A 26,324-nucleotide genomic window follows, 5' to 3' on the forward strand; every position below is an offset into this window, starting at 1 on the left:
TCAAGCGTGATGGATAGCACTTACGGGGCCCTTGCGTCCTTCCCTACTCCTCGTGCCAAAATAGGACAAGGAGTCCGGGGAGGGCTCCATCCGTCCAAGTAAGGGCGGATTGCTCTGCATTGCACTCTATGGGGGGTCTGATGACTCCTGATCGCTCTGTGACTGATCGTCACGGTGGTGTGACTGTCCGCTATGGCATGGTCCATCGGCTTCCGTCGCTGATGAACACCTGGGAGGGCAATTCCATCGGTTTGGCCGACGTGGCTGGACGGATGGTGTAGTTGTAGTGCCGAGGACAAGCCGTTCGTCCTATAACCGACTCGGCCCGCGTCCGCCATTTCGGGCAACGCGGGTCAAGGTGCAGAATTTAGAGGAAAGAACCGAGATGGTTCGGTTCTCCCGAGGAGGCCGCTCATGACCGCTCGCACCCCTGATGCCGAGCCGCTGCTGACCCCGGCTGAGGTTGCCACGATGTTCCGCGTGGACCCGAAGACGGTGACCCGTTGGGCCAAGGCAGGCAAGCTCACGTCCATCCGCACGCTCGGTGGACATCGCCGGTACCGCGAGGCAGAGGTCCGCGCACTGCTTGCGGGTATTCCGCAGCAGCGCAGCGAGGCCTGACATACCCCTGTCGCCGCGTCACAACTGGGCTTTTGGGTCCCCCAACCCACATAGCCCACCCATAGCTCCATATGACGGGCGCCCGCCCCAACGGGCGCCATACCTGTGCCATACGGGTTTTGTCATGAGATCGCGCTGGACTCCGCCGGGTCCAGCGCGATCTTTTTTGTGCGCTGTGCGGCCGGCGTGGAGTCCTGCCGTGTCCCCGCTGCTCGCGCCTCTCGCGGGCTGAAAACCGGGCGTCCGGTTGGCTCCGTGCGAGCCCCGTGGGGGTCTCGTGCGAGCTTGCTCGGGTCTGTGCGGGACTGTGCGCCCTCGCCCCGTGAGGGCCGGACCGGGGTGGTTCGAGGGTTCCTGCGGGGCCCCTGTCCGGGTGGTGCAATTGCACATATTAAATTCGCCAGTTGTAGGAAGGGCGTAAAGTCACCCCTTCTCAAAACTGATTCGGTGACACCCGTCACATGGCATGAGTCTTGCCAAGTACGAGACTGCCACTGCTGTGGAGCGGAAGGCCACGCCATTGGTCACGCGTCGGCAGGACTTTCGTCCTCGGTCCATGAGGCTCGGGGGCCGGTGTCCGGGGCCTCCTCGGGCCGGCCGGGCGGCGCCGGGGCGCGTACGGCGGCATGGAAGGCCGGCGCGGGCAAGGGGGCGGTCCGCGCCACAGGCGCCCGAAGGCCGGCCTCCGAGGGCTCCTGCGCCCGGGAGGCGGCCTCCTCGGGCGCCCGGGCGCGCTCCGGGGCGCTGTGGGCCGCCGGGTCCTCCGCGGTCCGTTCCCGGGCCCCGGAGGCCGTCGCAGGGTCCAGCGCGAGCCGGAGTATCCGCGCGCAGACCGCGCAGTGCCGGGTGAGGTGGCGATAGCCCGAGGCCGCCGCCAGATGGGCGCGCAGCAGCGCGCGGATCTCGTGCCGGGGCGTCCTCCCGCGGACGGGTTCGCGGGCACCGGACCGGTCCGGCCGGAAGTCCTCGCCCGTGGATGCCGCCATCCGCGCCACCTCCCGGTGGTTGCGCGCCGTCCCGCCCCAGGAAACCAGGGACAGCCCCTGGTTTCTGAGTACTCGTCGGCGGACACCGGAGTCAAGACGCACGAAAGCCCGGATCCAGGGGATCCGGGCTTTCGTTACTGCGGTCCTGACGGGATTTGAACCCGCGGCCTCCACCTTGACAGGGTGGCGAGCACTCCAAACTGCTCCACAGGACCAGGTTTTCGCGGCTGCCTTGCGGCTGGCTGCGAAGACAGACTGTACAGGAGGTCAGAGGGTGCGGTCGACCTCACTCCTGGTGGTGAGGCCGTTACGCGTGCACCCCCGGGCCGCCCGCGTGCCCGCCGCCGTACGGCCTAGGGGGCGGCGGCGTCGATCGCCTTCACGATCCGCTTGTCCGAGACGGGGAAAGCGGTGCCCAGGGCGTGCGCGAAATAGCTGACCCGCAGCTCCTCGATCATCCAGCGGATGTCCAGGACCTCCTGCGGAACGGGCCTGCCCTGCGGCAGTTGCTCCAGCAGCCAGGCGTACTCGTCCTGCATCTCGTGGACCTTCTCCATGCGCGTGGTGTCGCGCTGGACGTTCGTCGGCATCTGCTGGAGCCGGCGGTCCTCGGCGACCAGGTAGCGCATCAGGTCGGGCAGCCTGCGCAGTCCGGTCAGGGTGACGAACCCGGGTGGCACGAGACGGGCCAGGTGGTCCCGTACGTCCGTGACGTTGTTGATCAGGACCAGGCTGTTGGTGGTCTTCAGCCGGCGCTCGCAGGCCTGCCAGGCCGCCAGGATCTGCTGGACCTGGCCGATCGTGCGGACGGTCAGGTCCACCAGGTCGGCGCGCACCTTGTCGTACAGCTTCCGGAACGACGCCTCGTCCCAGGCCGGGCCGCCGTGCGCGGCGATCAGCCGGTCGGCGGCCGCCGTCGCGCAGTCGTCGAAGAGCGCCTGGATGGAGCCGTGCGGATTGCGGGACAGCGCGAGCTTCTGCTGGTTGGTGAGCTTGTCCGATGCGAACTTCGCCGGGTTCACCGGGATGTTCAGCAGGATCAGCTTCCGGGTGCCGCGCCACATCGCCTGCTGCTGCTCGGCCTCGGTGTCGAAGAGCCGTACGGCCACTGTCTCGCCCTGGTCGACCAGAGCCGGGAACGCCTTCACCGGCTGACCGGCCCGACGGGTCTCGAAGACCCGGTCCAGCGCGCCGATCGTCCAGTCCGTGAGGCCCGAGCGCTCGATGGACTCACCGGTGGGGCCGGCGGTCGCCGCGGCGGCCTTGGAGAGCGCCTGACGGGCCTTGGGACGCAACTGGACGCGCAGCGCCTCCAGGTCCTTGTCCTCGGCCACCTTGCGGCGCCGCTCGTCGACGACCCGGAAGGTGATCTTCAGATGGTCCGGGACCCGGGTGAGGTCGAAGTCGTCGGCCGTGACGGGGACGCCGACCATCCGCTGGAGCTCGCGCGCCAGGGTGAACGGCAGCGGCTCCTGGAGGGGCACGGCCCGGTCCAGGAACTTGTCCGCGTAGTTCGGCGCGGGCACGTAGTGCCGGCGGATCGGCTTCGGCAGGGAGCGGATCAGCTCGGTGACCACTTCCTCGCGCAGGCCGGGGATCTGCCAGTCGAAGCCGTCGGACGTGACCTGGTTGAGCACCTGGAGCGGGATGTGGACGGTCACACCGTCCGCGTCCGCGCCGGGCTCGAACTGGTACGTCACCCGGAACTTGAGCTTCCCCTGCCGCCAGGAGTCCGGGTAGTCGTCCTTGGTGACGGCCCCGGCCTTCTCGTTGATGAGCATGGAGCGCTCGAAGTCCAGCGCGTCCGGCTCGTCCTTGCGCTTGTGCTTCCACCACGAGTCGAAGTGCGCGCCCGAGACGACGTGTTCCGGGATCCGCTGGTCGTAGAAGTCGAACAGCGTCTCGTCGTCCACGAGGATGTCGCGGCGCCGGGCGCGGTGCTCCAGCTCCTCGACCTCGCCCAGGAGCTTGCGGTTGTCGTGGAAGAACTGGTGGTGGGTGCGCCAGTCGCCCTCGACCAGGGCGTTGCGGATGAAGAGGTCCCGCGAGGTCTCCTGGTCGATCCGGCCGAAATTGATCTTGCGCTGGGCCACGATCGGTACGCCGTACAGCGTGACCCGCTCGTACGCCATCACCGCCGCCTGGTCCTTCTCCCAGTGCGGCTCGCTGTAGGTGCGCTTCAGCAGATGCTGGGCCAGCGGCTCGATCCACTCCGGCTCGACCCGGGCGTTCACCCGCGCCCACAGCCGGGACGTCTCGACCAGCTCGGCCGACATCACGAACCGCGGCTGCTTCTTGAACAGCGCCGAACCGGGGAAGATCGCGAACTTGGCGCTGCGGGCGCCCAGGTACTCGTTCTTCTCGTTGTCCTTCAGCCCGATGTGCGACAGCAGACCGGCGAGCAGCGAGGTGTGCACCGACTGCTCCGGGGCATCGTCCTCATTGAGCTCGATCCCCATCTGCTTGGCGACCGTACGCAGCTGCGCGTAGATGTCCTGCCATTCGCGGATGCGCAGGAAGTTCAGGTACTCCTGCTTGCACATCCGGCGGAAGCTGGAGGAGCCGCGCTCCTTCTGCTGCTCGCGGATGTAGCGCCACAGGTTCAGGAACGCCAGGAAGTCGGACGTCTCGTCCTTGAACCGGGCGTGCTGCTGGTCGGCCTGCGTCTGCTTCTCGGACGGCCGCTCGCGCGGGTCCTGGATGGAGAGCGCGGAGGCGATGACCATGACCTCGCGGACACAGCCGTTGCGGTCGGCCTCGATGACCATGCGGGCGAGCCGCGGGTCCACCGGCAGCTGGGAGAGCTGACGCCCCAGCGGGGTGAGCCGCTTCTTCGGATCCTTCTCGTCCGGGTCGAGCGCGCCGAGCTCCTGGAGGAGCTGCACACCGTCACGGATGTTGCGGTGGTCCGGCGGGTCGATGAAGGGGAACTTCTCGATGTCGCCGAGGCCGGCCGCGGTCATCTGGAGGATGACGGACGCCAGGTTCGTCCGCAGGATCTCCGGGTCGGTGAACTCCGGCCGGGTCAGGAAGTCGTCCTCGGAGTACAGCCGGATGCAGATGCCGTCCGACGTACGGCCGCAGCGGCCCTTGCGCTGGTTGGCGCTGGCCTGCGAGATCCGCTCGATCGGCAGCCGCTGGACCTTGGTGCGGTGGCTGTAGCGGGAGATGCGGGCGTTGCCCGGGTCGATCACGTACTTGATGCCGGGGACGGTCAGCGAGGTCTCGGCGACGTTCGTCGCGAGGACGACCCGGCGTCCGGTGTGGCGCTGGAACACGCGGTGCTGCTCGGCGTGCGACAGGCGCGCGTAGAGGGGGAGCACCTCGGTGTGTCTGAGGTTGCGTTTGCCGAGCGCGTCCGCGGTGTCACGGATCTCCCGCTCGCCGGAGAGGAAGACCAGGACGTCGCCCGGCCCCTCCGTCTGGAGCTCGTCCACGGCGTCGCAGATCGCGGTGATCTGGTCGCGGTCGGAGTCCTCGCTGTCCTCTTCGAGGAGGGGACGGTAACGCACCTCGACGGGATAGGTACGCCCGCTGACCTCGACGATCGGCGCCTCGCCGAAGTGGCGCGCGAAACGCTCCGGGTCGATGGTCGCCGAGGTGATGACGACCTTCAGGTCCGGGCGCTTGGGCAGCAGCCGGGCCAGGTAGCCGAGCAGGAAGTCGATGTTCAGCGACCGCTCGTGGGCCTCGTCGATGATGATCGTGTCGTATGCGAGCAGCTCGCGGTCCGTCTGGATCTCGGCGAGCAGGATGCCGTCCGTCATCAGCTTGACGAACGTCGCGTCCTGGTTGACCTGGTCGGTGAACCGGACCTTCCAGCCGACGGCCTCGCCCAGCGGCGTCCTCAGCTCCTCGGCGATGCGCTCGGCCACCGTGCGCGCCGCGATCCGGCGCGGCTGGGTGTGCCCGATCATGCCGCGGACGCCACGGCCCAGCTCCATGCAGATCTTGGGGATCTGGGTGGTCTTGCCGGAGCCGGTCTCACCGGCGACGATCACGACCTGGTGGTCGCGTATCGCCTCCAGGATCTCGTCCTTCTTCTGGCTGACCGGCAGCTGTTCGGGGTACGACAGGGCAGGCAGCCGCCCGGCCCGCAGTGCGAGCCGCCCGGCTGCCTTGGTGGCCTGGCCCGCGATCTCGTCCAGCACGGCCTGCTGGGCCTCGGGCTGACGAATGCGGCGCGCGCCTTCGAGGCGGCGGCCGAGCCGGTGCGCGTCGCGGAGCGAGAGCTGCCCGAGCTGGGACTGGAGATCGGCAAAGGAAGTAGACATACGGGTCCCAGGATCTCACCCGGGCCCGAGGAACGGCGAACCTATTTCGCGCGGTCTCGGTCACCGGACCCGCACGGTCGGGGAGCGCGCGGTCACAGCACGTACCATTCCGGACAGTCGATCTCTCTGCCGAGCCCCTGCCGGAAGGCCTGTCCGCCGTGTCCCGTTCGTCGTGGTGCTGCCTGCTGGCGGCCCTCGCTGTCGTCCTGGGACTGTTCTGCGGACCGGCGACGGCGACGGCCGCGGTGCCGTCGCCTCTCCCGGACGCGTCCGTTGCAGCTGTGACCGCGACCGAGACGGTGGCCCGGGACATCGGGCAGCGGGACGGGCTTGCGGGCTGCGGGCGCAGGAGCGGGCACGACGGCGGTGAACCAGGTGTCCCGGGGCGGTCCCGAGCCGCCCACGACCAGGCGCCGGGCCTCGCCGAATGGGGTCTGCCCGAGGCCGTCGGACCGGAGCCGCTGCGGTGGTCCGCACCGATGAACCCGCGTGGCCCGGACGCGGCCGCGCCGACCCCGGTGGAACTCTCCGTACTGAGGGTGTAGACGGCCCGCACCTCCCGGCCGTCCTCCTTCTCTCTCCCGCATCGCCAGCTCGGAGTTCCGCATGCCCACATCCCCGCCCAAGCCGTCGTCCCGGAAGCAGTCCTCGCGCAAGCCGCTCGTCTACGCCGCCGGGGTCGTCGTGGCCGCCGCCCTGTTCGGCTACGTCTCCTACCGGGCCACCGCCCCCGAATCCGCCGGCGCCTCCTCGTCCTCGGTGGTGGCCGACGTCACCGCGGGCCCGGACGAGGGCGTCTACCCCGAGCTGGCGAAGCTCGCCCGCCGCGAGGCCGGCGACAAGCTGGCCCTGGGCCGGGCGGACGCGCCCGTCGTCCTCATCGAGTACGCCGACTTCAAGTGCGGCTACTGCGGCAAGTTCGCCCGGGACACCGAACCCGCCCTGGTGAAGAAGTACGTCGACAACGGCACCCTGCGCATCGAATGGCGCAACTTCCCGATCTTCGGCGCCGAGTCCGAGGCCGCCGCGCGTGCCTCCTGGGCCGCCGGACAGCAGGGCCGCTTCTGGGAGTTCCACCGGGCCGCGTACGCCGAAGGGGCCAAGGAGAAGGGGTTCGGCAAGGACCGCCTGAGGGCGCTCGCCCGCCAGGCGGGGGTGCCCGACCTCGACCGCTTCGTGCGCGACACGGACGGCACGGCAGCCGCGGCGGCGGTGAGCGAGGACCAGGAGCAGGGGTACGGAATCGGGGCGACGTCCACCCCGTCCTTCCTGGTCAACGGCCGCCCGATCGCCGGGGCGCAGCCCGCGGAGACCTTCACCCGGGCCATCGACCAGGCGGCGGAGCGCGCGAAGAACATCGGCAGCGCGGGCCAGGACGCCGAGGGGACCCCCGGGACGAGCACCGCGTCCCCCGAAGCGAGCGCCGCGAAGTGACGCCCGACATCGGCTACTTCGCCGCGTTCCTCGGCGGGCTGCTGGCCCTGCTCAGCCCGTGCAGCGCCCTGCTGCTCCCCGCCTTCTTCGCGTACTCCATCGACTCCGCTTCCCGGCTGCTCGCCCGGACCGGGATCTTCTACGCCGGACTGGCCACCACGCTCGTGCCGCTCGGCGCCGCGGGCTCGTACGCCGGGCGGCTGTTCTACAGCCACCGCGACGCCCTCGTCCTCGGCGCGGGCTGGCTGATCATCGGCCTCGGCGTCGCCCAGATCGTCGGCCTGGGCTTCGCCTCGCGCCGGATCTCCGCCCTCAGCGGCCGGATCAGGCCCACCACGGCCGTGTCCGTCTACGCCCTCGGCGCCGTCTACGGACTGGCCGGCTTCTGCGCGGGACCGATCCTCGGCAGCGTCCTGACCGTCGCGGCCGTCAGCGGCAGCCCGGCGTACGGCGGACTGCTGCTCGCCGTCTACGCGCTGGGCATGGCGGTGCCGCTGTTCGTGCTCGCGCTGCTCTGGGAGCGGTTCGAGCTGGGCCGGCGGGCCTGGCTGCGCGGCCGCGCCCTGCGGCTGGGCCGCTTCGAACTGCACACGACGACGCTGCTGTCGGGGCTCTTCTTCATCGCCCTGGGCGCCGTGTTCCTCGTGTACGACGGGACGACGGCGCTGCCCGGACTGCTGGACGTGGACCAGTCGTTCGCCGTCGAGCAGTGGGCCCGGGGCATCGGCGAGCACGTGCCGGACGCGTTGCTGCTGGTCGCGGTGGTGGCCGTGGCGCTGCTGGTGATCGCGGTGCGGTCCGGGCGCCGCCGGGACCGCGGCGGGGCGGAGGAGCTGAACACCGTGGACCGGGAGGGGGCCTGACACGGCGAAAGCCCCGTCCGACGGACGGGGCTTTCGGGTGGTGGCTGGGGCCGGGATCGAACCGGCGACCTATCGCTTTTCAGGCGATCGCTCGTACCAACTGAGCTACCCAGCCACGCAGCTCACAAGGGCTGCAGCGGTCCTGACGGGATTTGAACCCGCGGCCTCCACCTTGACAGGGTGGCGAGCACTCCAAACTGCTCCACAGGACCAAGCAATGTGCGAGAACAAGTCTCGCACACGTTAAAGCGTGCCCCCAACGGGATTCGAACCCGTGCTACCGCCTTGAAAGGGCGGCGTCCTGGGCCACTAGACGATGAGGGCTAAGGGCCCACCTGCGCGCTTTCCAGCGCGTCGGGGACGTCAGAAGCATATGGGATGGCGGCGGCTATCGCCAAAACGGTTTACGGGGAGGGGGTGGGAGACGTCGGGAGCGGGCTCCGGAGGGCCGGGTCGTCCTTGGGCAGATGGCGGCTGACCTCGGCGGTCGTCAGCCCGAGACCGCCCAGCGTGATCTCGTCCCAGGCCTGCAGACGGCGGGTCGAGCGGTCCAGATAGAGCACCGACGCGAGGACCTGCTCCGGCTTCTCGTTCTGTACGGCCCGCAGCCCGCCGCCGCCCGTGGACCCCTCGATCATCAGCCGGGTGCCGCCCTTCATGAGCTCGTTCTGCCGGTGGTGCACATGACCGGCCAGCACCAGCGGGACCGCCCCGTCCGTCTGCCGGGCCGCCTCCGGTTCGTGGGTGACGGCGATGTCGGCCGGGGTGCCCGCCCGCTGCTGGGCGCGCAGCGCGCCGGCGAGCCGCAGCCCCGCCGCCCGCTCGACGTCCGCGGCCTGCTCCGGCCCCGTGCGGTCCGGGGTGAACTGCGGGTCCCCGATGCCCGCCACCCGCAGCCCGCCGACGGTCAACGCGCGGCCCTCGTCCAGCACGTGCACGTTCTTGAAGCGCTTGTTCCCCTCCAGGTACTTCTGCGTCACCGCGGAGTCGTGGTTGCCCCGGACCCAGACGTAGGGCGCGCCCAGATCGCTGACCGGGTCGAGGAAGCTGTTCTCCACGGCCGCCCCGTGGTCCATCGTGTCGCCGGAATCGATGATCACGTCGATGTCGTACTGCTCGACGAGCGAGCCGATGATGTGCCAGGCCGCGGGGTTGAGGTGGATGTCGGAGACGTGCAGGACGCGGAGCGTGGCGGGGTTCGGGCTGTAGACGGGGAGCGTGGATGTGGCGTCGTACAGCTTGGTGACGTTGGTGACCAGCCGGGCCAGCTCCTGCTGGTAGACGTCGAAGTCACTGACGATCGAGCGGGCGTCGCCGACGACGGAGGGCGCGCTGGAGAGCAGTCCGGAGAACTTCGGCTCCAGGACGGACTCCGGGTTCCAGGTGGCGTACGCGCTGACGCCCGATGCGGCCAACAGGGTGAGCGCGAGCCCGCCGGCGGCCAGGGCGCGGCGGGGCCGGCGGTAGACGGCGAGGCCGAGGGCGGTGGCCCCGGAGACGACCGCGACGCAGGAGCGCACGGCGAGCTCGCGGGCGCCGGTGCTGACGTCGCCGGTGACCTCGTTCTCCAGGCCTGCGAGCCGTTCGGGGTGCTGGACCAGGGCCTCGGAGCGCACCGGGTCGAGGCGGTCGACGTCCACGTCGAGACGGACAGGGGCGTGGTGCGAGTCCAGTTCCAGTGCGCCGAGCGGGGACACGTTGATCTTGGTGCCGCCGCTGAGGGAGGGGCGCAGGGTCATCGTCGTGTCCATCGGGCCGACGGGCGTACGGACGCTCCCCACGACCAGCAGTCCCAGCCAGGCGCCGCACAGCACGACGGTGACCAGGCCGAGCGCCCGGACGAACGGGCGGGGCGAGACGGCGGACAGGGCGCCGGGGCGGGGCCGGCGGCCGGGGCCGCGGCCGGAGCGCAGGAGGTGCCGGACGCGGGTTGCTGCGGCGCGGAACGGGGCGCGGGCCATTGGGCGCGTATGCCCCGGTGCGGGGGCGAATATGCGCTTCGGCCGGTCCGGGGCGCATCCGGCGGCCGTACGTGACAATGGCGGGGTGCTGGAGATGACGCGGGAAGCGTTCGAGGAACTGGTCGGCGAGGCGCTCGACCGGATCCCGCCGGAGCTCACCCGGCTGATGGACAACGTCGCGGTGTTCGTCGAGGACGAACCGGAGTCCGACGATCCGGAACTGCTGGGGCTCTACGAGGGCACACCGCTGACCGAGCGCGGTGAGTGGTACGCGGGCGTGCTGCCGGACCGGATCACCATCTACCGGGGACCGACGCTGCGGATGTGCGAGTCGCGCGAGGACGTCGTGGCGGAGACGGAAATCACAGTCGTGCACGAGATCGCCCACCACTTCGGCATCGACGACGAGAGGCTGCACGCGCTCGGCTACGGGTGAGGGCGCGGGGCCGGCCGCAGGCGGGATCGGCTTCGGGCGAGGGCGCGGGGCGGGCCGTACCGGCCCGGCTCCGGGGGTCCGCGGAGTGCGCCGTGAGGTGTGAACGACCTGTGCGGGCCTGCCCGGGGGCGTGTCCCCGGCGGGGCGGCGGGAGTTGGGCACAGCGCTCCCGGCTCGTTTCCGTCCCGCCCCGTCCTTCCTCGCGCCCCCGGAGGTGCCCCCGTGCGCCAGTTTCCCGTTCCCGTCCGCTGGGCGGCCGTCACTGCGGTGACGATCGCCGCGTCCACCGGCTGCATGAGCATCGGCTCCGACGGCGGGAAACCGGCGCCCTCGCGGTCCGCCTCGCCCAAGGGGGCGGCGGCGGAGCCGGACGGCTCCACGGTGGCCGGCACCGGCAGCGCCCGTACCGGGGGCGGCTCCGGGGCGCACACCGAGCGCAAGGGCGGCCGGTCCGGTGATCCGAGTGCCTCCGCCGCCCCCTCGGGCAGCCCCGGCGGCGGCCGGGACCGGCCCGGACCGGCCCGGGGCGGCGATCCGTCGGCGCCGGGGCCATCGGCGCCCGGGCCGGGCGTTCCCGAGCAGCCCCAGACGCCGGCGCCGTCCGACCCGGGACCCGGCACCCCCGAGAGCCCGCAGCCGCCGGTGGAGCCGGAGCCCGATCCGGAGCCCTCGGACCCCCAGCCGCCGGCGCCCTCCGCGTCGCCGGCCGCGCAGCTCCGTAACGGTGCGCCGGGCTCGCCGGACGGCGTCTACGCGCTGCGGACTCCGCAGGCATCACCGCAGGTGGGACCCGCTTGACGGGGCGGTCGGCAGGGAGCGGTTTGCGCAAAGTGGGGGAGAGTGCGTATGGTGGTAGATCGTTTGATCCCATTGCCCGGCGCCGACACAGAAGAGCGCCGTGTGGCGCGTACTCTCCCTTGCCGTGGCTGGACCGCATTGAGGCGGTCGAAATTGCGAAAACACGGAGTTACGGGCGCGTGCCGAGACTCCGGAAGGTTTCGCATTTCGCATGTCAATTTCCAGTTCTGACCACACCGTCATGCCCGAGAACGTCGAGAACGATGTCGAGAGCGCCGAGCTCATCGAGGTCGCGGAGGCCGTCATCGCCGAGTCCGCCGACTCCATCGACTCCGCCGACGCCATCGAGGCGGACGCCCCCCAGGCCGAGCAGGCCGACACCGACGCCGCCGACGAGGCGGACGCCGAGCCGACCATCACCTTCGCCGACCTGGGCCTGCCCGAGGGCATCGTCCGCAAGCTCGCGCAGAACGGTGTGACCGCGCCCTTCCCGATCCAGGCGGCGACCATCCCGGACGCCCTGGCGGGCAAGGACATCCTGGGCCGAGGCCGTACCGGCTCCGGCAAGACCCTCTCCTTCGGTCTGCCGACCCTGGCCTCGCTGGCCGGTGGGCACACCGAGAAGAAGAAGCCCCGCGCGATCATCCTCACCCCGACGCGTGAGCTCGCGATGCAGGTCGCGGACGCGCTTCAGCCGTACGGCGACGTGCTCGGCCTGAAGATGAAGGTCGTCTGCGGCGGTACGTCGATGGGCAACCAGATCTACGCGCTGGAGCGCGGTGTCGACGTCCTCGTCGCCACCCCGGGCCGGCTGCGCGACATCATCAACCGGGGCGCCTGCTCCCTGGAGAACGTCCAGGTCGCCGTCCTCGACGAGGCCGACCAGATGTCCGACCTGGGCTTCCTGCCCGAGGTCACCGAGCTGCTCGACCAGATCCCCGGCGGCGGCCAGCGCATGCTCTTCTCCGCCACCATGGAGAACGAGATCGGCACCCTGGTCAAGCGCTACCTGAGCAACCCGGTCACCCACGAGGTCGACTCCGCCCAGGGCAACGTCTCGACCATGTCGCACCACGTCCTCGTCGTGAAGCCGAAGGACAAGGCGCCGGTCACCTCCGCCATCGCCGCCCGCAAGGGCCGCACGATCATCTTCGTCCGCACCCAGCTGGGTGCCGACCGCATCGCCGAGCAGCTCGTCGAGGCGGGCGTCAAGGCGGACGCACTGCACGGCGGCATGACCCAGGGCGCCCGTACCCGCGTTCTCGAGGACTTCAAGAAGGGCTACGTCAACGCGCTCGTCGCGACCGACGTCGCCGCCCGCGGTATCCACGTCGACGGCATCGACCTGGTCCTGAACGTGGACCCGGCCGGTGACCACAAGGACTACCTGCACCGCTCGGGCCGTACCGCCCGCGCCGGCAAGTCCGGTGTCGTCGTGTCGCTGGCGCTTCCGCACCAGCGCCGTCAGATCTTCCGCCTCATGGAGGACGCCGGCGTCGACGCGTCGCGCCACATCGTCCAGGGCGCGGGCGTCTTCGAGCCGGAGGTCGCCGAGATCACCGGCGCCCGTTCGCTCACCGAGGTCCAGGCCGACTCCGCGAACAACGCCGCCAAGCAGGCCGAGCGCGAGGCCGCCGACCTGACCAAGCAGCTGGAGCGCGTCCAGCGCCGTGCCGTGGAGCTGCGCGAGGAGGCCGGCCGTCTGGTCGCCCGCGCCGCACGCGAGCGGGGCGACGACCCCGAGGCCGCAGTGGCCGAGGTCACCGCCGAGGCGGAGGCCGCACTGCTGGCCGCCACCTCCGTTCCGGAGCAGCCCGCAGCGCGCGAGGAGCGTCGCGACGACCGCGGCAACTACGAGCGTCGCGACAACCGCGGCGGCGACCGTGGCGGTTACCGCGGCGGCAACAGCGACCGCACCGGCGAGCGCAGCGGCCGTCCCGCCGGCAGCAACGGCTACCGCGGCAGCAGCGACCGTCCGTCCTTCCGCGGCAGCAACGACCGTCGTGAGGACCGTCCCGTCGGCGGCGGCTTCCGCTCCGGTGGCGGTGACCGTCGTGACGACCGCGGCGGCCGTTCCTTCGAGCGCCGTGACAACGACCGTCCGTCGTTCAACCGCGACCGTCGTGACGAGCGCCCCTCGGGCGGCTTCCGCTCCGGTGGCGGTGACCGTCGTGACGACCGCGGCGGCCGTTCCTTCGAGCGCCGTGACAACGACCGTCCGTCGTTCAACCGCGACAACGACCGCCCGTCGTTCAACCGCGACCGTCGTGACGACCGCCCGTCCGGTGGCTTCCGCTCCGGCGGCAGCGACCGTCCGTTCAACCGCGACCGTCGTGACGACCGCCCGTCGGGCGGCTTCCGCTCCGGCAGCAGCGACCGCCCGACCGGCCGCCGCGACGACCACCGCGGTGGCACCGGCACGGGTACCGGCACCGGCACCTTCGGCCGCCGCGACGACAAGCCGCGCTGGAAGCGCAACGGCTGATCGCAGATAGGCCTCACGGCCTCCTGAAGCGGGCTCGTCCTTACGGACGGGCCCGCTTTTCTTTTCACTTACTTCACATGCGGACTCGCTGTTACGATCCGGCGACTTGGACGTGGGGGGCCATGGGCAAGGGGGAGGCCGGCACAGCCGGCCATCGGGGGCAGCGGACTGCCGTGCGGCCGAAGGCCCGAACCTCCTGACCCGCATCACGCGCCTCCCTCCTCCCGGTATCCGATCCGGCATCCGAACAGGAGACCTGTGTCCGGCAAGAGACCTTTCGCCGCTGTCGTGGGAGTCGCCACCGCTGTCGTGCTGGGGGCGGCGGTCCTCACCGTTCCCCTCGCATCCACCGCGCAGGCCGAACCCGGGCCGCAGGTGATCCTCCCGGCGGCCACCAGCGATGTGCCCGTCAAGGGAAGGCTGGTGAACGCGGGGCCGCACGGATATCTGCGCGTGGAAGAGGGGCGCGGCGCGATCTGGCGGTCGTACCACGCGACGGCCGACACCCAGGTCGACCCCTCCGCGACGCTCGACGGCCGTGTCTTCGAGTGGGGCACGGGCTCCGACGTCGTGGCCCAGTACCGGTCCGCCACGCGCACGGTCGAGCTGCGGAACATGGTGTCCGGCACCGTCCTGAACGTGCCGCTGCCGTCCGGGCACAGCTACCTGGGATCGTTCGGCTGGAACGTGCTGACGCGTGACGGTTTCGGCAAGGAGACCCGCTTCCACGTACTGGACCTGCAGACCGGCGAGGTCCGGGACCGCCTCATCGACGACATGGCGGGACTCGGTTCGTACGCGATCGTCCCCGGGCTCGGGGACGAGGACGGCATGGTGATCTCCGCCGGCGGGCGGGCCGTCTGGCTGGATGTCGCGCAGCGGCGGACCGTGCCGCTCCCGGCCGGCACCACGCTGAGCGCCGACGGCCTCGCCCTGACCCGTGACCATCTGCTGGTCCGGGAGGGCGGCAAGGTCTTCGTCTACAGCCGGGAGGACTTCACCCGGGCGCAGAGTGTCCATGTGCTGGACGAGGGCCCGGGCACCCGGCTGCTCGGCATGGTCGGCAACGAGCTGATCATCGCCCGCCACGACCCGGCCCTGGGCGGGCTGTCGGAGTACCTTCCCGTGTGGCGGATCGACGCCGAACCGCTGGACGGCGCCCCCGTCCACACCGTTCTGGCCAGGTCGATCGGCCGGGCCCTCGCCACCCCGAACGGTGGTCTGCTGGTGCAGGGGGGACCCACGGAGTCGTCCTGGGCGGTCCAGCTGATCGACGCGGAAGGGCCGGAAGGCCCGGTGGCCCGGGCGACTCCCGAGACCAGGATTCCCTCCCCGGCCGTGCCCAACTCCGTGCACCAGCTGTCCCTGCGCCAGGGCCGGCTGACGAGTGTGGAGAGCGTCGCGACGTCGGGCCGCGCCCATGCGTACAGCTGGACCGCGGAGCGTGACGGCGATGGCTGGGCGTACGGCGGACGCCAGGACCGCGGCACGCTGCCCGAGCCGCCGGAGGGGTGCTCCGTCCCCGACTGCCCGAAGGTGGAGGAGAGCGGGGACGGCAGGCTCGTCTACGGCGGTCCGTTCATGGCGGGGACCGCGGTCCCGATGCCGTTGCACAGCGTCCCGGAAGGGACGAAGCTGCCCGGTGCGACGATCGACACCGGTTCCCGTTCGAGGGGCCTCATCGGCAGCTCGGGCCGCTGGGCGGTGATCTCCGCGACGCTGACCGACGGATCGCCCGAGGCCCGCGTGGTGAACACCGATACCGGCCTGGTGACCCGGAAGTTCCCCGTGCATCCGTACGCGCTGTCCGGCACCACGCTGTGGACCGCCGAATCCAACGACACGGCCGTGGGCTACGACATCAGGACCGGCGCGGTCACCGAATCGGCCTACATACCCGGCTGCCTCCTCGACGGCATCCAGGGCATCGGGCACTGGCTGCTCTGGAACTGCGCCGGACCGAGGGACGACGAGGGTATCTACGACCTGCGCACCCGCACGATCACCCCGCTGGGCATCGGATACGGCGCGGGGGCGCAGCTCGGGGACGGGTTCGTCGTCTATCCGTCGGGCGGCCGCCTGAAGGTGAAGGAACTGGCCCCCGGCGGCACGACTCAGGACATCGGGGCCGACGTCAGTTCATCCGAGACCGCGTGGGCGGTCGACCCCGCCGACGGGACGGTCGCCTGGGCGGACCGGACCGGCGGCATCCACGTCGTGGACAGCGGTGCCGGGACTGCCCCGGTGGTCATCAAGGACACGGACATCGCCGCGACCCAGGCGGTGAACGGCGGCAAGGCGCCCTGGAAGCCGCGCTGGTGGCTGTCGAAGCCGGTGGCTCCGTGGACGCTGACCCTGAGGAACAAGGCGACCGGAACGACGGTCCGGACACTCTCGGGCGGCACGGCGCGCGGCCTGGTGGCCGCGTCGTGGGACGGCAAGGACACGGCGGGCAGGCTGGTCGCCAACGGCGCGTACACCTGGACCCTGTCGGCGAAGCCGGTGGACGGCCGGGGGGCGGCGCTCGCGGTGTCGGGCTCGGTGAAGCTGACCGGTGGCGCGGCGGTCCCGCGCGACTTCGCGGGGAACGACGGTTTCGGCGACCTGCTGGCGTTCACGTCGGCGGGCGCGGCCGATTTCCGGGCCGGTACGGGCACGGGCTCGGTGGATGCCAGGCTCTCGGGCTCGGGCTGGTCGGGTGCGAACGCGGTGACTGCGGCGGTTCCGTTCGACGATGTGAGCGGCGACCGGTGCAATGACGTGCTGGTGCGGGTGCAGAGCGGTGAGCTGCGGGCCTACAAGCCCTCGTGCGGCGGGGCGTTGAAGCCGACGACCGCGTACACGAAGGTCGGTGCGGGCTGGAACGTGTACGACGCGCTGACGTCACCCGGAGACCTGACGGGCGACGGGCGTGCGGACGTGCTGGCCCGGGAGACGTCGACGGGTTACCTGTTCCTGTACGAGAGCAGGGGTGCCGGTGTCTTCAAGGCGCGGGTGAAGATCGGCACAGGCTGGAAGGGCTATCTGCTGGCGGGTGCCGGGGATGTGACCGGTGACGGCAGGGGTGATCTGTTGGCGCGGGATGCGGCCGGGGTGTTGTGGCGGTATGCCGGGACGGGCAAGGGGACGCTGGCGGCGCGGGTGAAGGTCGGTGGTGGCTGGCAGGTGTACAACTCGCTGGTGGGCGTGGGCGATCTGAGCGGTGACGGCAAGGCCGATCTGCTGGCCCGGGACACGTCCGGGGTGCTGTGGAGCTACCGGGGCGACGGCAAGGGGCTGTTCTCGGCCCGGGCGAGGGTCGGGGGCGGCTGGCAGACGTACCGGACGCTGTCCTGACGCAGGGCCCGACAGGGCGCACGCGGCTGGCCCGTACGGCACTCCTTGCCGTACGGGCCAGCCGCGTTGGGCCTGTGCCCGCTCTTTTGAACGAGTTCGAGAAGGGGCTTCGTGGCTGGTCACATCGTTGCTAGGATCCGCTCAGCTTTCCGGGCTCATCGGGGAGAGCGGGGTGGGGACCCCGCTCGGATCTTCACCACTCGGCCGTCATCACTTCCGCGTTCTTCTTCGCAGACAGACCACCGTGGTCCCCCGTGCCCGTTTCTGCTCCTGGGGAGGGACACGGACGTGAGGCGTATTCGTGCGCGCAGAACGATTTCCACTGTGGTGGCGGTCGGGCTGATGGTGGGGTCAGGGATGTTCGCGGGCGGGGCTGCGGCTGCCGGCGAAAGCTCGTCGGGGGATGCGCCAGGGGGTCTCGCGGCGCAGACGGTGCGTGCGGTCGCTCCGGTCGCAGGAGGGGTCAGCCGGGTCTCGCTGGCCAACGGCGTGCTGGCGACCAGGGAGTCGAACGGCTCCGATGAGGCCTTCTACCGCCGGATGGTGACGGCCACGCCTGCGGGGCTCACTGTGGGCGGTCCCGAGCTCCTGGGTCACACGGACGCCGCATACGTGGGTCCCTACCCGAGCGGTGACGGCCACGTGTTCGAGTTGTACCGCTATGAGGCCGGCACCACGAGTGTCAGCTCGGTGGGTGACGAGGACGACCGGCGGTCGTTGCGCATGGACGCGGACCTGGACTCGGTTGTCGAGATCACCGGGCGCTACGCGGTCATCAACGGCAGCAACCCGGTGCTCCAGTACATCGGTGATCTCGGGGAGAGCCCCTCCATCGTCGTGTCCCGTCCGGTCAGAGCCGCGTCCGTGTGGGGCACCACGCTGTGGTCGGCCACGACGGCGAAGGGGGTGCTGACCGCACAGGATCTCAAGACGAGGAAGATCACCCGGACGATCGACACCGGTCTGCCTTGCGTGTTCAAGGAACTCCAGGCGGTCGGACGGTGGGTCTACTGGTCGTGCGGGCCGACCGGACAGGCCGGGGTCTGGGACGTCACGGCCGGCAAGAACATCGGGGTGCCCCGCGGCGAAGCGCTCATCGGCGACGGCTATCTGGTGCAGCACGACAGGAGCACCGGACAGCTGATGCTCACCGGCTTCCAGGACGGCACGGCGAACGACACCCATGCCATCGGTGAGGTGCCGGACACCGCTGAGCGCGGGGTGACCTGGACGGTGGACAGGTTCGGTGGTCCGGTCGCCTACATCGCGGCCGACCAAGGCGTGTATCTCGTATCGAGCGGGGTGGCGAGGCAGCCGGTCGCGGTCGTCGAGACCGAGGCCGGCGGCAGCACCGGATGGGCCAACCCCTGGAAGGCCACCTGGCTGATGTCCCGGCCGGTGGGCTCCTGGAGGATCGTCATCAGGAACAAGGCCACCGGCACGGTCGTACGCACCATGGACGGCCTGCCGAACGCGGGTGGCGTATCGGGCTCGGCGACCTGGAACGGCCGCAACGACAAGGGTGGTTACGTGCCTAACGGCGCGTACGTCTGGACGCTGTCGGCCAAGCCGCTCGACGGGAAGGGGCCGGACGCGAGCACCTCGGGCACCCTGAAGCTGACCGGTGGTGCGGCAGTGCCGCGTGACTTTGTGGGGCGTGACGGTTTCGGCGACCTCCTGGTGTTCACGTCGAACGGAGACTCCGCGTTCCGGGCCGGTACGGGGACGGGCCGGGTGGACTCGTACGAGCCGGGCAGCATGGACTGGTACGGCGCCAAAGCGGTGACGGAAGCGGTGCCGTTCGACGATGTGAGCGGTGACCGGTGCAATGACGTCCTGGTGCGGATCCCGAGCGGTGAACTGCGGGCGTACAAGCCGAAGTGTGGTGGTGCGCTGTACAACACGACTGCGTACACGCGGGTCGGTGGTGGCTGGAACGTGTACGACGAATTGACGTCGCCGGGTGATCTCACGGGTGACGGGCGTGCGGATCTGCTGGCCCGGGAGAAGGCGACGGGCTATCTGTATCTGTACGAGAGCAGGGGTGCCGGTGTCTTCAAGGCGCGGGTGAAGATCGGCACGGGCTGGAAGGGCTATCTGCTGGCGGGTGCCGGGGATGTGACCGGTGACGGCAGGGGTGATCTGCTGGCGCGGGATGCGGCCGGGGTGTTGTGGCGGTATGCCGGGACGGGCAAGGGGACGCTGGCGGCGCGGGTGAAGGTCGGTGGTGGCTGGCAGGTGTACAACTCGCTGGTGGGCGTGGGCGATATGAGCGGTGACGGCAAGGCCGATCTGCTGGCCCGGGACACGTCCGGGGTGCTGTGGAGCTACCGGGGCGACGGCAAGGGGCTGTTCTCGGCCCGGGCGAGGGTCGGGGGCGGCTGGCAGACGTACTCCAGGCTCGCCTGATGTCCCGACCCGCAACCACACCGGTTCGTCCGGGAGACAGAGGGAAATCCTTGTCCATATCTGCCCGTGCACTCAGGGGGGCGGCAGCGCTGGCCGTGCTCGCCTCCGTCGGCGGGGCGCTGCCCGCCACCGGCGCTGCCGCCCGGGAGGCCCCGCCGGCAGCCGCCGCTCCGGCCAGGATCAGCACGACGGGTGTCTGGGGTCTGGACTTCGGCGGCGGCGTGCTGAACACGGTGGAGCGCTTCACCAACGACATGCAGTACGTCCTGTCGCGCCGGATCAGTGCGGACGGGACGTCCGTGGGCGAGCCGCTGCGCGGGGCGTTCGCGGGCGTGTACGCGACCGGGGACCACCTGGAGCGGGTGCCGTGCGACGCCGGTTCCTGCGTTCCCCTGACCGCTGCGGGCAACGGCCACTACGGCGTGACCGAGGTGACGTCCAGCGGTCTGGAGACCGTGAAGGTCTGGGTGGATCCCAACCAGCTGTACTACGCCCCGGACGCGCAGTTCCCCGCGGCGAACATCGTGGACCTGACCGGCCGCTACTCGGTCGTCGACGCGGGATCACCGTCCAGGCAGTACGTACTGGGGGTCCAGAAGTACCGCCTCACCCAGGAGGAATGGACGCGCAAACCCACCGCCGCCGCGGTGTGGGGGACCAGGCTCTGGGCCGCGAGTGCCACGGCGGGTGCCGTCACCTCGACCGACATCGCGCGGAAGAAGGTCATGGAGACGGTCGCCACCGGCGCCCCTTGCGTGATCAAGGAACTGCGGGTGGTCGGACGCTGGGTCTACTGGAACTGCGGCTCGGCCGGACCGGCGGGGGTCTACGACCGTACGTCGAAGAGGTCCGTCTCCGTGCCGTCGGGGCCCGCGCTCGTCGGCGACGGATTCCTGGTCCGGCACGACCGGGCGGCCGGCAAGCTGATGCTCACGGACTTCCACACGGGGACTGTCGCGGCGCCGCGAGCGGTTGCCGATGTGCCGGCCGGAACGGTCGCCGACCAGCGGCGGCTCACCTGGGCGGTGGACAAGTTCGGCGGGGACATCGCCTACCTCGACTCCACGGCCACCGTCCACATCGTGCCCAGCGGGGTATCGGCCCAGCCGCTCGCGAAGATCGCGTCCGATCCCGCCACGAACGACGTCTACATCGGGGGTGCGGACGGCCTCCCGGACCGGTCGAGCACCTGGCAGTTCAACAAGCCCGTGAACTGGACGTTCACCGTCAAGGACTGGCTCGGGCGCACCGTACGCACCATGAAGGGCGAACCGGGCACGGAGGTCGACGTCACCTGGGACGGCACCACCGACACCGGCGGCTACACCCGCAGCGGGCCCCACACCTGGTCCCTGAAGGCGACGGCCGCCGACGGTGGCGGCACGTACACCACCAGCGGGAGTGTCGGTGTCGCCGGCGGCGAGGAAGGCTTCCACGACCAGGGCTACTACGCCTTCGGTGACCTGGTCACCCTCAACTCCTCCGGTGCCCTGACCGTTCAGTTCGGGCAGATCGCGGGACGCTTCGACGGCAAGACGTCCGGCTCCGGATGGCCGGCGGGCACCCTCGCCGTGCCGTTCGCGGACACCGGCAGCGACCGTTGCGCCGAACTGCTCGTCCGGCTCCCGGGCGGCGAGCTCAGTCAGTACGCGGGCCGCTGCGGCAAGTCGGGATACACGCCTGCGAGCAGTCACCTCTCGGTCGGGAAGGGCTGGCAGCAGTACGACGTGCTGACCTCGCCCGGTGATGTGAACGGGGACGGCCGGGCCGATCTCGTCGCACGGCAGACGAGCACCGGCGACATGTACTTCTACGCGGGTGCGGCCGGCGGGAAGTTCGCGGCCAGGGTGAAGATCTTCAACAACTGGAAGACGTACGCGCAGATCACGGGCGCGGGGGACCTCACCGGCGACGGCCGCCCCGACCTGCTCGGGCACGACCGCAGCGGAGGCCTGTGGCGGTACGACGGCCGGGCCGACGGCACGTTCGCGCCGCGGGTGAAGGTGTTCTCGGACTGGGGGCGTACGTACGACACCGTCGTGGGCATCGGGGATCTGTCGGGCGACGGCAGGCACGACATCGTCGTACGCGACTCGGCGGGGAAGCTCTTCCGCAACGACGGTAACGGCAAGGGGTCGTTCGGGGCCCGAATCCCGATCGCCACCGGATGGCAGGTCTACAAGGGGATCTACTGACAGCGGGACGGCCCGCGTGCGGGCCGTCCCGTACTCGGGCTGCGTCCTGACGGTGGGCCGTTCCGTAAAGCGGGTCGCGTTCTGACGGTGGGCCGTCCCGTACGTGGGACGCGCCCTGCGCATGTCATGCCCCCAGCGAGGGAATCGCTGGGGGCATGACAAACAACCCAGGCGGCGCGCCGCCCGAGAACCCGTCCCCGCCGCCCCCGCCACCCTCTCCCGCCCCACCCGCAGACTCGGACGAGGCGCGGCTGGCCGAGCTCGGCTACACGCAGGTCCTCGCGCGCCGGATGTCCGCGTTCTCCAACTACGCGGTCTCGTTCACGATCATCTCGGTGCTGTCCGGCTGCCTGACGCTCTACCTCTTCGGCATGAACACCGGCGGCCCGGTCCTGATCACCTGGGGCTGGGTCGGCGTCGGCCTGATGACGTTGTTCGTGGGCCTGGCGATGGCCGAGATCTGTTCGGCGTACCCGACCTCCGCGGGCCTGTACTTCTGGGCCCACCGGCTGGCCCCGCCCCGCTCGGCGGCCGCGTGGGCGTGGTTCACCGGGTGGTTCAACGTGCTGGGGCAGGTCGCCGTGACCGCCGGGATCGACTTCGGGGCGGCGTCGTTCCTGGGGGCGTACCTGAACCTCCAGTTCGACTTCGAGGTCACCCCGGGCCGCACGATCCTCCTCTTCGCCGCCATCCTGCTGCTGCACGGCCTGCTGAACACGTTCGGCGTGCGGATCGTCGCGATCCTCAACAGCGTCAGCGTCTGGTGGCACGTGCTCGGGGTCGCGGTGATCGTCGGCGCGCTGACGTTCGTACCGGACTCGCACCAGTCGGCCTCGTTCGTCTTCACCGAGTTCGTGAACAACACCGGGTGGGGCAGCGGCTTCTACGTGGTGATGATCGGGCTGCTGATGGCCCAGTACACCTTCACCGGCTACGACGCCTCCGCCCACATGACGGAGGAGACGCACGACGCCGCGACCGCCGGCCCGCGCGGCATCGTCCAGTCGATCTGGACCTCGTGGATCGCCGGATTCGTCCTGCTGCTCGGCTTCACCTTCGCCATCCAGTCGTACGACGGAGCCCTCGGCTCACCGACCGGGGCCCCGCCCGCCCAGATCCTCCTCGACGCCCTGGGCGCGACCACGGGCAAGCTGCTGCTCCTGGTGGTGATCGGCGCCCAGCTCTTCTGCGGCATGGCGTCCGTGACCGCGAACAGCAGGATGATCTACGCCTTCTCCCGGGACGGCGCCCTGCCGTTCTCCCGCGTCTGGCACACGGTGAGCCCCCGCACCAGGACCCCCGTGGCGGCGGTCTGGCTGGCCGCCACCGGAGCGCTGGTCCTGGGCCTCCCGTACCTGATCAACGTCACCGCGTACGCGGCCGTCACCTCCATCGCGGTGATCGGCCTCTACATCGCCTACGTCATCCCCACCCTGCTCCGCCTCCTGCGCGGCGACGACTTCCGCCCCGGCCCCTGGCACCTGGGCCGCTGGTCCCGCCCCATCGGCATCGTCGCGGTGGTGTGGGTCGTGGTGATCACGGTGCTCTTCATGCTGCCCCAGGTGTCGCCCGTCACCTGGGAGACCTTCAACTACGCCCCGGTCGCGGTCCTGGTGGTCCTGGGCTTCGCCGCCACCTGGTGGTTCGCCTCGGCCCGCCACTGGTTCCTCAATCCGGATCACAAACGCACGATCGCCCGCAATACTCCCCGCTGAACGGGGGCGCTGCCACGACGACCGGGCCCGGCAACCGATACCCGATCGGAGGCCGGGCCACGGCGGGCTATGCTCGTGGGAGATTCGCCGAGGGCCGTTAGCTCAATTGGTCAGAGCAGCGGACTTTTAATCCGTTGGTTGTGGGTTCGAGTCCCACACGGCCTACGCGATGCAGGGCGGGGAAGCCCATCCGACCTGCCGCTCAGCGCCTCGACCGGTTCCATCCGGTCGGGGCGCTGCGTCGTTCCGGGGCTCTTGCGTGAGCGGACGGGCCGACAACAGAGGCAGGGTTTCCACGCGAGAGCCGCTTTCCGCCAAATACGCGACACATCAACACATGCGTGGTGTCGAGCGTCGTGTCTCCGGTAGTCAGTGGATCTTCCGATTCCCCGACCGAGGAGCCCCTCGTGTTGCGTCGTCACGCCCCCCACCTGCCTGCCGCGGCCGCCGTCACTGCCACCGCCCTTGCCGCGCTCGCCCTCACCGCCTCGTCCGGTCAGGCGGCCACCGCCGGCGGCCAGTCGCGAGTTGAGTCACGGCCGGCCGTTCTGGCTGCCGACAACGGTGATGTGCTCAGCTCGGAGTCGGGTGTCTTCTACCTGGACCCGCTCAAGGCGATCAAGGTCAAGGCGACCGTGCACCGGATCATGTACCGCACCACCGACCGCACCGGCAAGGTCATCGCCGTCACCGGCACCGTGCTGAACCCCGCGACGTCCCCGTACGGTGAACGCCCGATCGTCGCGTTCGCCCCCGGCACGCAGGGCCTGGCGGACAAGTGCGCCCCATCGCGCCAGATGGCCGACGGCACCGAGTACGAGGCGCTGCCCATCAAGCGGCTCCTGGACCGGGGTTATGCCGTGGTGGTGACGGACTACCAGGGGCTCGGCACGCCCGGAGTCCACACGTACATGACCCGCGAGGCGCAGGGCCGCGCGGTCCTGGACTCCGTCCGGGCGGCCCAGCGCCTGGACGCGGTGGATCTCCCGGACGCCGGTCCGGTCGCGCTCTACGGCTACTCCCAGGGCGGCGGCGCCACGGCGTCCGCCGCCGAACTGGCCCCCACCTACGCGCCCGAGCTGAAGATCAAGGGCGCCGTCGTCGGCGCTCCGCCCGCGGACATGAACAAGGTGGCCGACAGCATGGACGGCTCCGCCTACGGGGCCTTCTTCAACTACGCCCTCTCCGGCCTGGCCACCGCGTACGGCATCGACATCGACCCGTACCTGACCGCCCATGGCAAGCGCGTGACGAACGACCTGCGCGACAACCTGTGCACGACCCAGGCCCTCGCCAAGTACCCGTTCCTGAACTCGCGTTTCCTGACCGTGGACGGGCGCCCGCTCACCGAGCGCCTCAAGCGTGCCCCGTGGAACGCGATCGTGGCCGACCAGCGGCTCGGCGAGCGCAAGCCCGCCGTACCCGTCCTGCTCTCGCACAGCGCCCTGGACGATGTCATCCCCCAGCAGGTCGGCAAGGACCTGGCCGCCGACTGGTGCCGGCTGGGCGTGACGGTCAGGTTCGCGGGCAACATCGTCCCCGGACACATCGCCGCGACCGAGGCGACCAGTGCCGACGGACTCCCCTGGCTCGCGGACCGCTTCGCGGGGAAGTCCGCCCCGAGCACCTGCTGACCGGGACGGGCGGATCGGGAATCCCGTCTGTGCCTTGACCGTCTTGATCGCCTCGGACCCGAGGAACCTCCCGGCCGGCCCACGGGCCGGCCGGGAAGGAGCCCGTTCAGCTCCCGTGCAGTGCCTTCTTCAGGGCGTCGATCGCCAGGTGGCGTGCGACGTTGGCGGCGCGGGTGTCGCGGAGGCTGTCCAGGAGCAGGAAGTCGTGGACCATTCCGGCGACCCGGACCGCGGTGACGTCGACGCCCGCCTCGCGGAGCTTGTTCGCGTACTTCTCGCCCTCGTCGCGCAGGACGTCCGCCTCGTCGGTGATGACCAGGGTGGCCGGCAGCCCCTTGAGCTGGTCGAGGCTGGAGCGGAGCGGGGAGGCGTAGTGCTGTTTCCGTTCGGCGGGGTCGGCGGTGTACGCGTCCCAGAACCACTTCATTCCGTCGCGGGTGAGGTAGTAGCCCTCGGCGAACTGCTGGTACGACGGTGTCTCGAAGTCGGCGTCCGTCACCGGGTACAGCAGGACCTGCGCCTTGAGATCGATGCCGTTGTCGCGCTCCTTGTTCATGAGCGCGAACACCGCCGACATGCAGCCGCCGACCGACTCGCCGGTCACCGCGACGCGGGAGGTGTCGAGGCCGTGGTCGGCGCCGTTCTTGAGCACCCACTGGCCCACGGCGTAGTTCTGCTCGACCTGCGTCGGGTACTTCGCCTCCGGTGCCCGGTCGTACACCGGGAAGACGCCCGCGGCGCCCGCACCGACGACCAGCTCGCGGAAGAGCCGGTCGTGCGTCTTGTCGTCGCCGAACACCCAGCCCGCGCCGTGGATGTAGACGACGACCGGCAGCGGACCCGTCGCGCCCTTGGGGCGGATGATGCGGGTCCTGACCGTGCCCCACTCGCCGGCATCGACGTCCACCCACTCCTCGTCGACCTCCGGGCGGGGGACGCCCTCGCCGCTCTGCAGGCCGGCGAGGATGTCGCGGCCCTGCTCCGGCGGGACCTCGTAGATCCGCGGGTGCGGGTCGGTCGCGTCGGCGAGCTCCTTCGCGGCGGGCTCCAGGTAGGGCGTGACGGGCGGGGGAAGCTGCGTCATCAGTGCTCCAGTGCATACGGTGCCCCCAGGTCAGGGCACGGATCCCCCGCTCTTTTCTCCCGTCCCCATGATTCCCGCGAACGACGGCACTGC

The 26,324-nt window shown here is 70.6% G+C and carries 16 protein-coding genes and 5 tRNA genes; 13 read left to right on the forward strand and 8 right to left on the reverse strand.

Annotated elements, in window-relative coordinates; genetic code table 11:
* The first annotated feature begins 414 nt into the window (after nt 1–414).
* Nucleotides 415–621, forward strand: coding sequence for a developmental transcriptional regulator BldC (gene bldC / locus OG408_RS20730; protein ID WP_003949541.1), 207 nt, complete (start codon nt 415–417; stop codon nt 619–621).
* 524 nt (nt 622–1,145) lie between these two features.
* On the opposite strand, the gene OG408_RS20735 is transcribed toward bldC, so the two are convergent.
* The 3 genes from OG408_RS20735 to hrpA all read right to left on the reverse strand — a co-directional run bounded on the left by OG408_RS20735 (nt 1,146) and on the right by hrpA (nt 5,881).
* Nucleotides 1,146–1,607 (reverse strand): DUF6274 family protein, encoded by a 462-nt coding sequence (locus OG408_RS20735; RefSeq protein WP_326671278.1) that lies wholly within the window; start codon nt 1,605–1,607, stop codon nt 1,146–1,148.
* Nucleotides 1,608–1,747: 140 nt separating this feature from the next.
* Nucleotides 1,748–1,822 (reverse strand) — tRNA-Asp (locus OG408_RS20740).
* Between the two features lie 138 nt (nt 1,823–1,960).
* A complete protein-coding gene (hrpA, locus tag OG408_RS20745) occupies nt 1,961–5,881 on the reverse strand; it encodes an ATP-dependent RNA helicase HrpA (RefSeq protein WP_285564345.1) in 3,921 nt (1,306 codons plus the stop codon).
* Between the two features lie 158 nt (nt 5,882–6,039).
* Here hrpA and OG408_RS20750 point away from each other — a divergent pair, with 158 nt between their 5' ends.
* The 3 genes from OG408_RS20750 to OG408_RS20760 all read left to right on the forward strand — a co-directional run bounded on the left by OG408_RS20750 (nt 6,040) and on the right by OG408_RS20760 (nt 8,178).
* Nucleotides 6,040–6,426, forward strand: coding sequence for a hypothetical protein (locus OG408_RS20750; RefSeq protein ID WP_326671280.1), 387 nt, complete (start codon nt 6,040–6,042; stop codon nt 6,424–6,426).
* Between the two features lie 61 nt (nt 6,427–6,487).
* Nucleotides 6,488–7,315, forward strand: a complete 828-nt coding sequence (locus tag OG408_RS20755) for a DsbA family protein (RefSeq protein WP_326671282.1) — start codon at nt 6,488–6,490, stop codon at nt 7,313–7,315.
* Nucleotides 7,312–8,178, forward strand: a complete 867-nt coding sequence (locus OG408_RS20760) for a cytochrome c biogenesis CcdA family protein (protein ID WP_266780562.1) — start codon at nt 7,312–7,314, stop codon at nt 8,176–8,178. Before OG408_RS20755 ends, OG408_RS20760 begins: the two co-directional genes overlap by 4 nt.
* 38 nt (nt 8,179–8,216) lie before the next feature.
* Here the strand turns inward: OG408_RS20760 and OG408_RS20765 are convergent.
* From OG408_RS20765 to OG408_RS20780, 4 genes are all read right to left on the reverse strand, one after another.
* A tRNA-Phe gene (locus OG408_RS20765) sits at nt 8,217–8,293 on the reverse strand.
* 22 nt (nt 8,294–8,315) lie between these two features.
* Nucleotides 8,316–8,390, reverse strand: a tRNA-Asp gene (locus OG408_RS20770).
* A gap of 39 nt (nt 8,391–8,429) precedes the next feature.
* Nucleotides 8,430–8,502, reverse strand: a tRNA-Glu gene (locus OG408_RS20775).
* 80 nt (nt 8,503–8,582) lie between these two features.
* Nucleotides 8,583–10,139, reverse strand: coding sequence for a metallophosphoesterase family protein (locus OG408_RS20780; RefSeq protein WP_326671284.1), 1,557 nt, complete (start codon nt 10,137–10,139; stop codon nt 8,583–8,585).
* An 85-nt stretch (nt 10,140–10,224) separates the two neighbouring features.
* Between OG408_RS20780 and OG408_RS20785 the strand changes: the two genes are divergently transcribed.
* From OG408_RS20785 to OG408_RS20825, 9 genes are all read left to right on the forward strand, one after another.
* A complete protein-coding gene (locus OG408_RS20785) occupies nt 10,225–10,575 on the forward strand; it encodes a metallopeptidase family protein (RefSeq protein WP_206309567.1) in 351 nt (116 codons plus the stop codon).
* Nucleotides 10,576–10,797: 222 nt separating this feature from the next.
* Nucleotides 10,798–11,373, forward strand: a complete 576-nt coding sequence (locus tag OG408_RS20790) for a hypothetical protein (RefSeq protein WP_326671286.1) — start codon at nt 10,798–10,800, stop codon at nt 11,371–11,373.
* 241 nt (nt 11,374–11,614) lie between these two features.
* A complete protein-coding gene (locus OG408_RS20795) occupies nt 11,615–13,858 on the forward strand; it encodes a DEAD/DEAH box helicase (RefSeq protein WP_266780569.1) in 2,244 nt (747 codons plus the stop codon).
* A gap of 258 nt (nt 13,859–14,116) precedes the next feature.
* On the forward strand, nt 14,117–17,194 hold the full coding sequence (locus OG408_RS20800) for an FG-GAP-like repeat-containing protein (RefSeq protein ID WP_326671288.1): 3,078 nt from the start codon (nt 14,117–14,119) through the stop codon (nt 17,192–17,194).
* A gap of 432 nt (nt 17,195–17,626) precedes the next feature.
* Nucleotides 17,627–19,603 (forward strand): FG-GAP-like repeat-containing protein, encoded by a 1,977-nt coding sequence (locus tag OG408_RS20805; RefSeq protein ID WP_326671290.1) that lies wholly within the window; start codon nt 17,627–17,629, stop codon nt 19,601–19,603.
* Nucleotides 19,604–19,653: 50 nt separating this feature from the next.
* Nucleotides 19,654–21,798 carry a VCBS repeat-containing protein gene (locus OG408_RS20810; protein WP_326671292.1) on the forward strand — a complete coding sequence of 715 codons (2,145 nt, stop codon included), beginning with the start codon at nt 19,654–19,656 and terminating at the stop codon, nt 21,796–21,798.
* Nucleotides 21,799–21,953: 155 nt separating this feature from the next.
* Nucleotides 21,954–23,513, forward strand: a complete 1,560-nt coding sequence (locus tag OG408_RS20815; RefSeq protein WP_326671294.1) for an amino acid permease — start codon at nt 21,954–21,956, stop codon at nt 23,511–23,513.
* A 91-nt stretch (nt 23,514–23,604) separates the two neighbouring features.
* Nucleotides 23,605–23,678: transfer RNA gene (locus OG408_RS20820), tRNA-Lys, on the forward strand.
* 242 nt (nt 23,679–23,920) lie between these two features.
* Complete coding sequence (locus OG408_RS20825; protein WP_326671296.1) at nt 23,921–25,147, forward strand: lipase family protein; 1,227 nt, start codon at nt 23,921–23,923, stop codon at nt 25,145–25,147.
* A gap of 106 nt (nt 25,148–25,253) precedes the next feature.
* Here the strand turns inward: OG408_RS20825 and OG408_RS20830 are convergent, their stop codons facing one another.
* A complete protein-coding gene (locus tag OG408_RS20830) occupies nt 25,254–26,231 on the reverse strand; it encodes an alpha/beta hydrolase (protein WP_326671298.1) in 978 nt (325 codons plus the stop codon).
* Between the last annotated feature and the right edge of the window lie 93 nt (nt 26,232–26,324).

Source organism: Streptomyces sp. NBC_01257, assembly GCF_035917255.1.
GTDB lineage: Bacteria > Actinomycetota > Actinomycetes > Streptomycetales > Streptomycetaceae > Streptomyces.

What these genes read in the sequence shown, in the direction of transcription:
- OG408_RS20830 (WP_326671298.1), bottom strand. Translation starts at nt 26,231, where the DNA reads ATGACGCAGCTTCCCCCGCCCGTCACGCCCTACCTGGAGCCCGCCGCG.
- OG408_RS20795 (WP_266780569.1), top strand. Translation starts at nt 11,615, where the DNA reads ATGCCCGAGAACGTCGAGAACGATGTCGAGAGCGCCGAGCTCATCGAG.
- hrpA (WP_285564345.1), bottom strand. Translation starts at nt 5,881, where the DNA reads ATGTCTACTTCCTTTGCCGATCTCCAGTCCCAGCTCGGGCAGCTCTCG.
- OG408_RS20780 (WP_326671284.1), bottom strand. Translation starts at nt 10,139, where the DNA reads ATGGCCCGCGCCCCGTTCCGCGCCGCAGCAACCCGCGTCCGGCACCTC.
- OG408_RS20815 (WP_326671294.1), top strand. Translation starts at nt 21,954, where the DNA reads ATGACAAACAACCCAGGCGGCGCGCCGCCCGAGAACCCGTCCCCGCCG.
- bldC (WP_003949541.1), top strand. Translation starts at nt 415, where the DNA reads ATGACCGCTCGCACCCCTGATGCCGAGCCGCTGCTGACCCCGGCTGAG.
- OG408_RS20755 (WP_326671282.1), top strand. Translation starts at nt 6,488, where the DNA reads ATGCCCACATCCCCGCCCAAGCCGTCGTCCCGGAAGCAGTCCTCGCGC.
- OG408_RS20735 (WP_326671278.1), bottom strand. Translation starts at nt 1,607, where the DNA reads ATGGCGGCATCCACGGGCGAGGACTTCCGGCCGGACCGGTCCGGTGCC.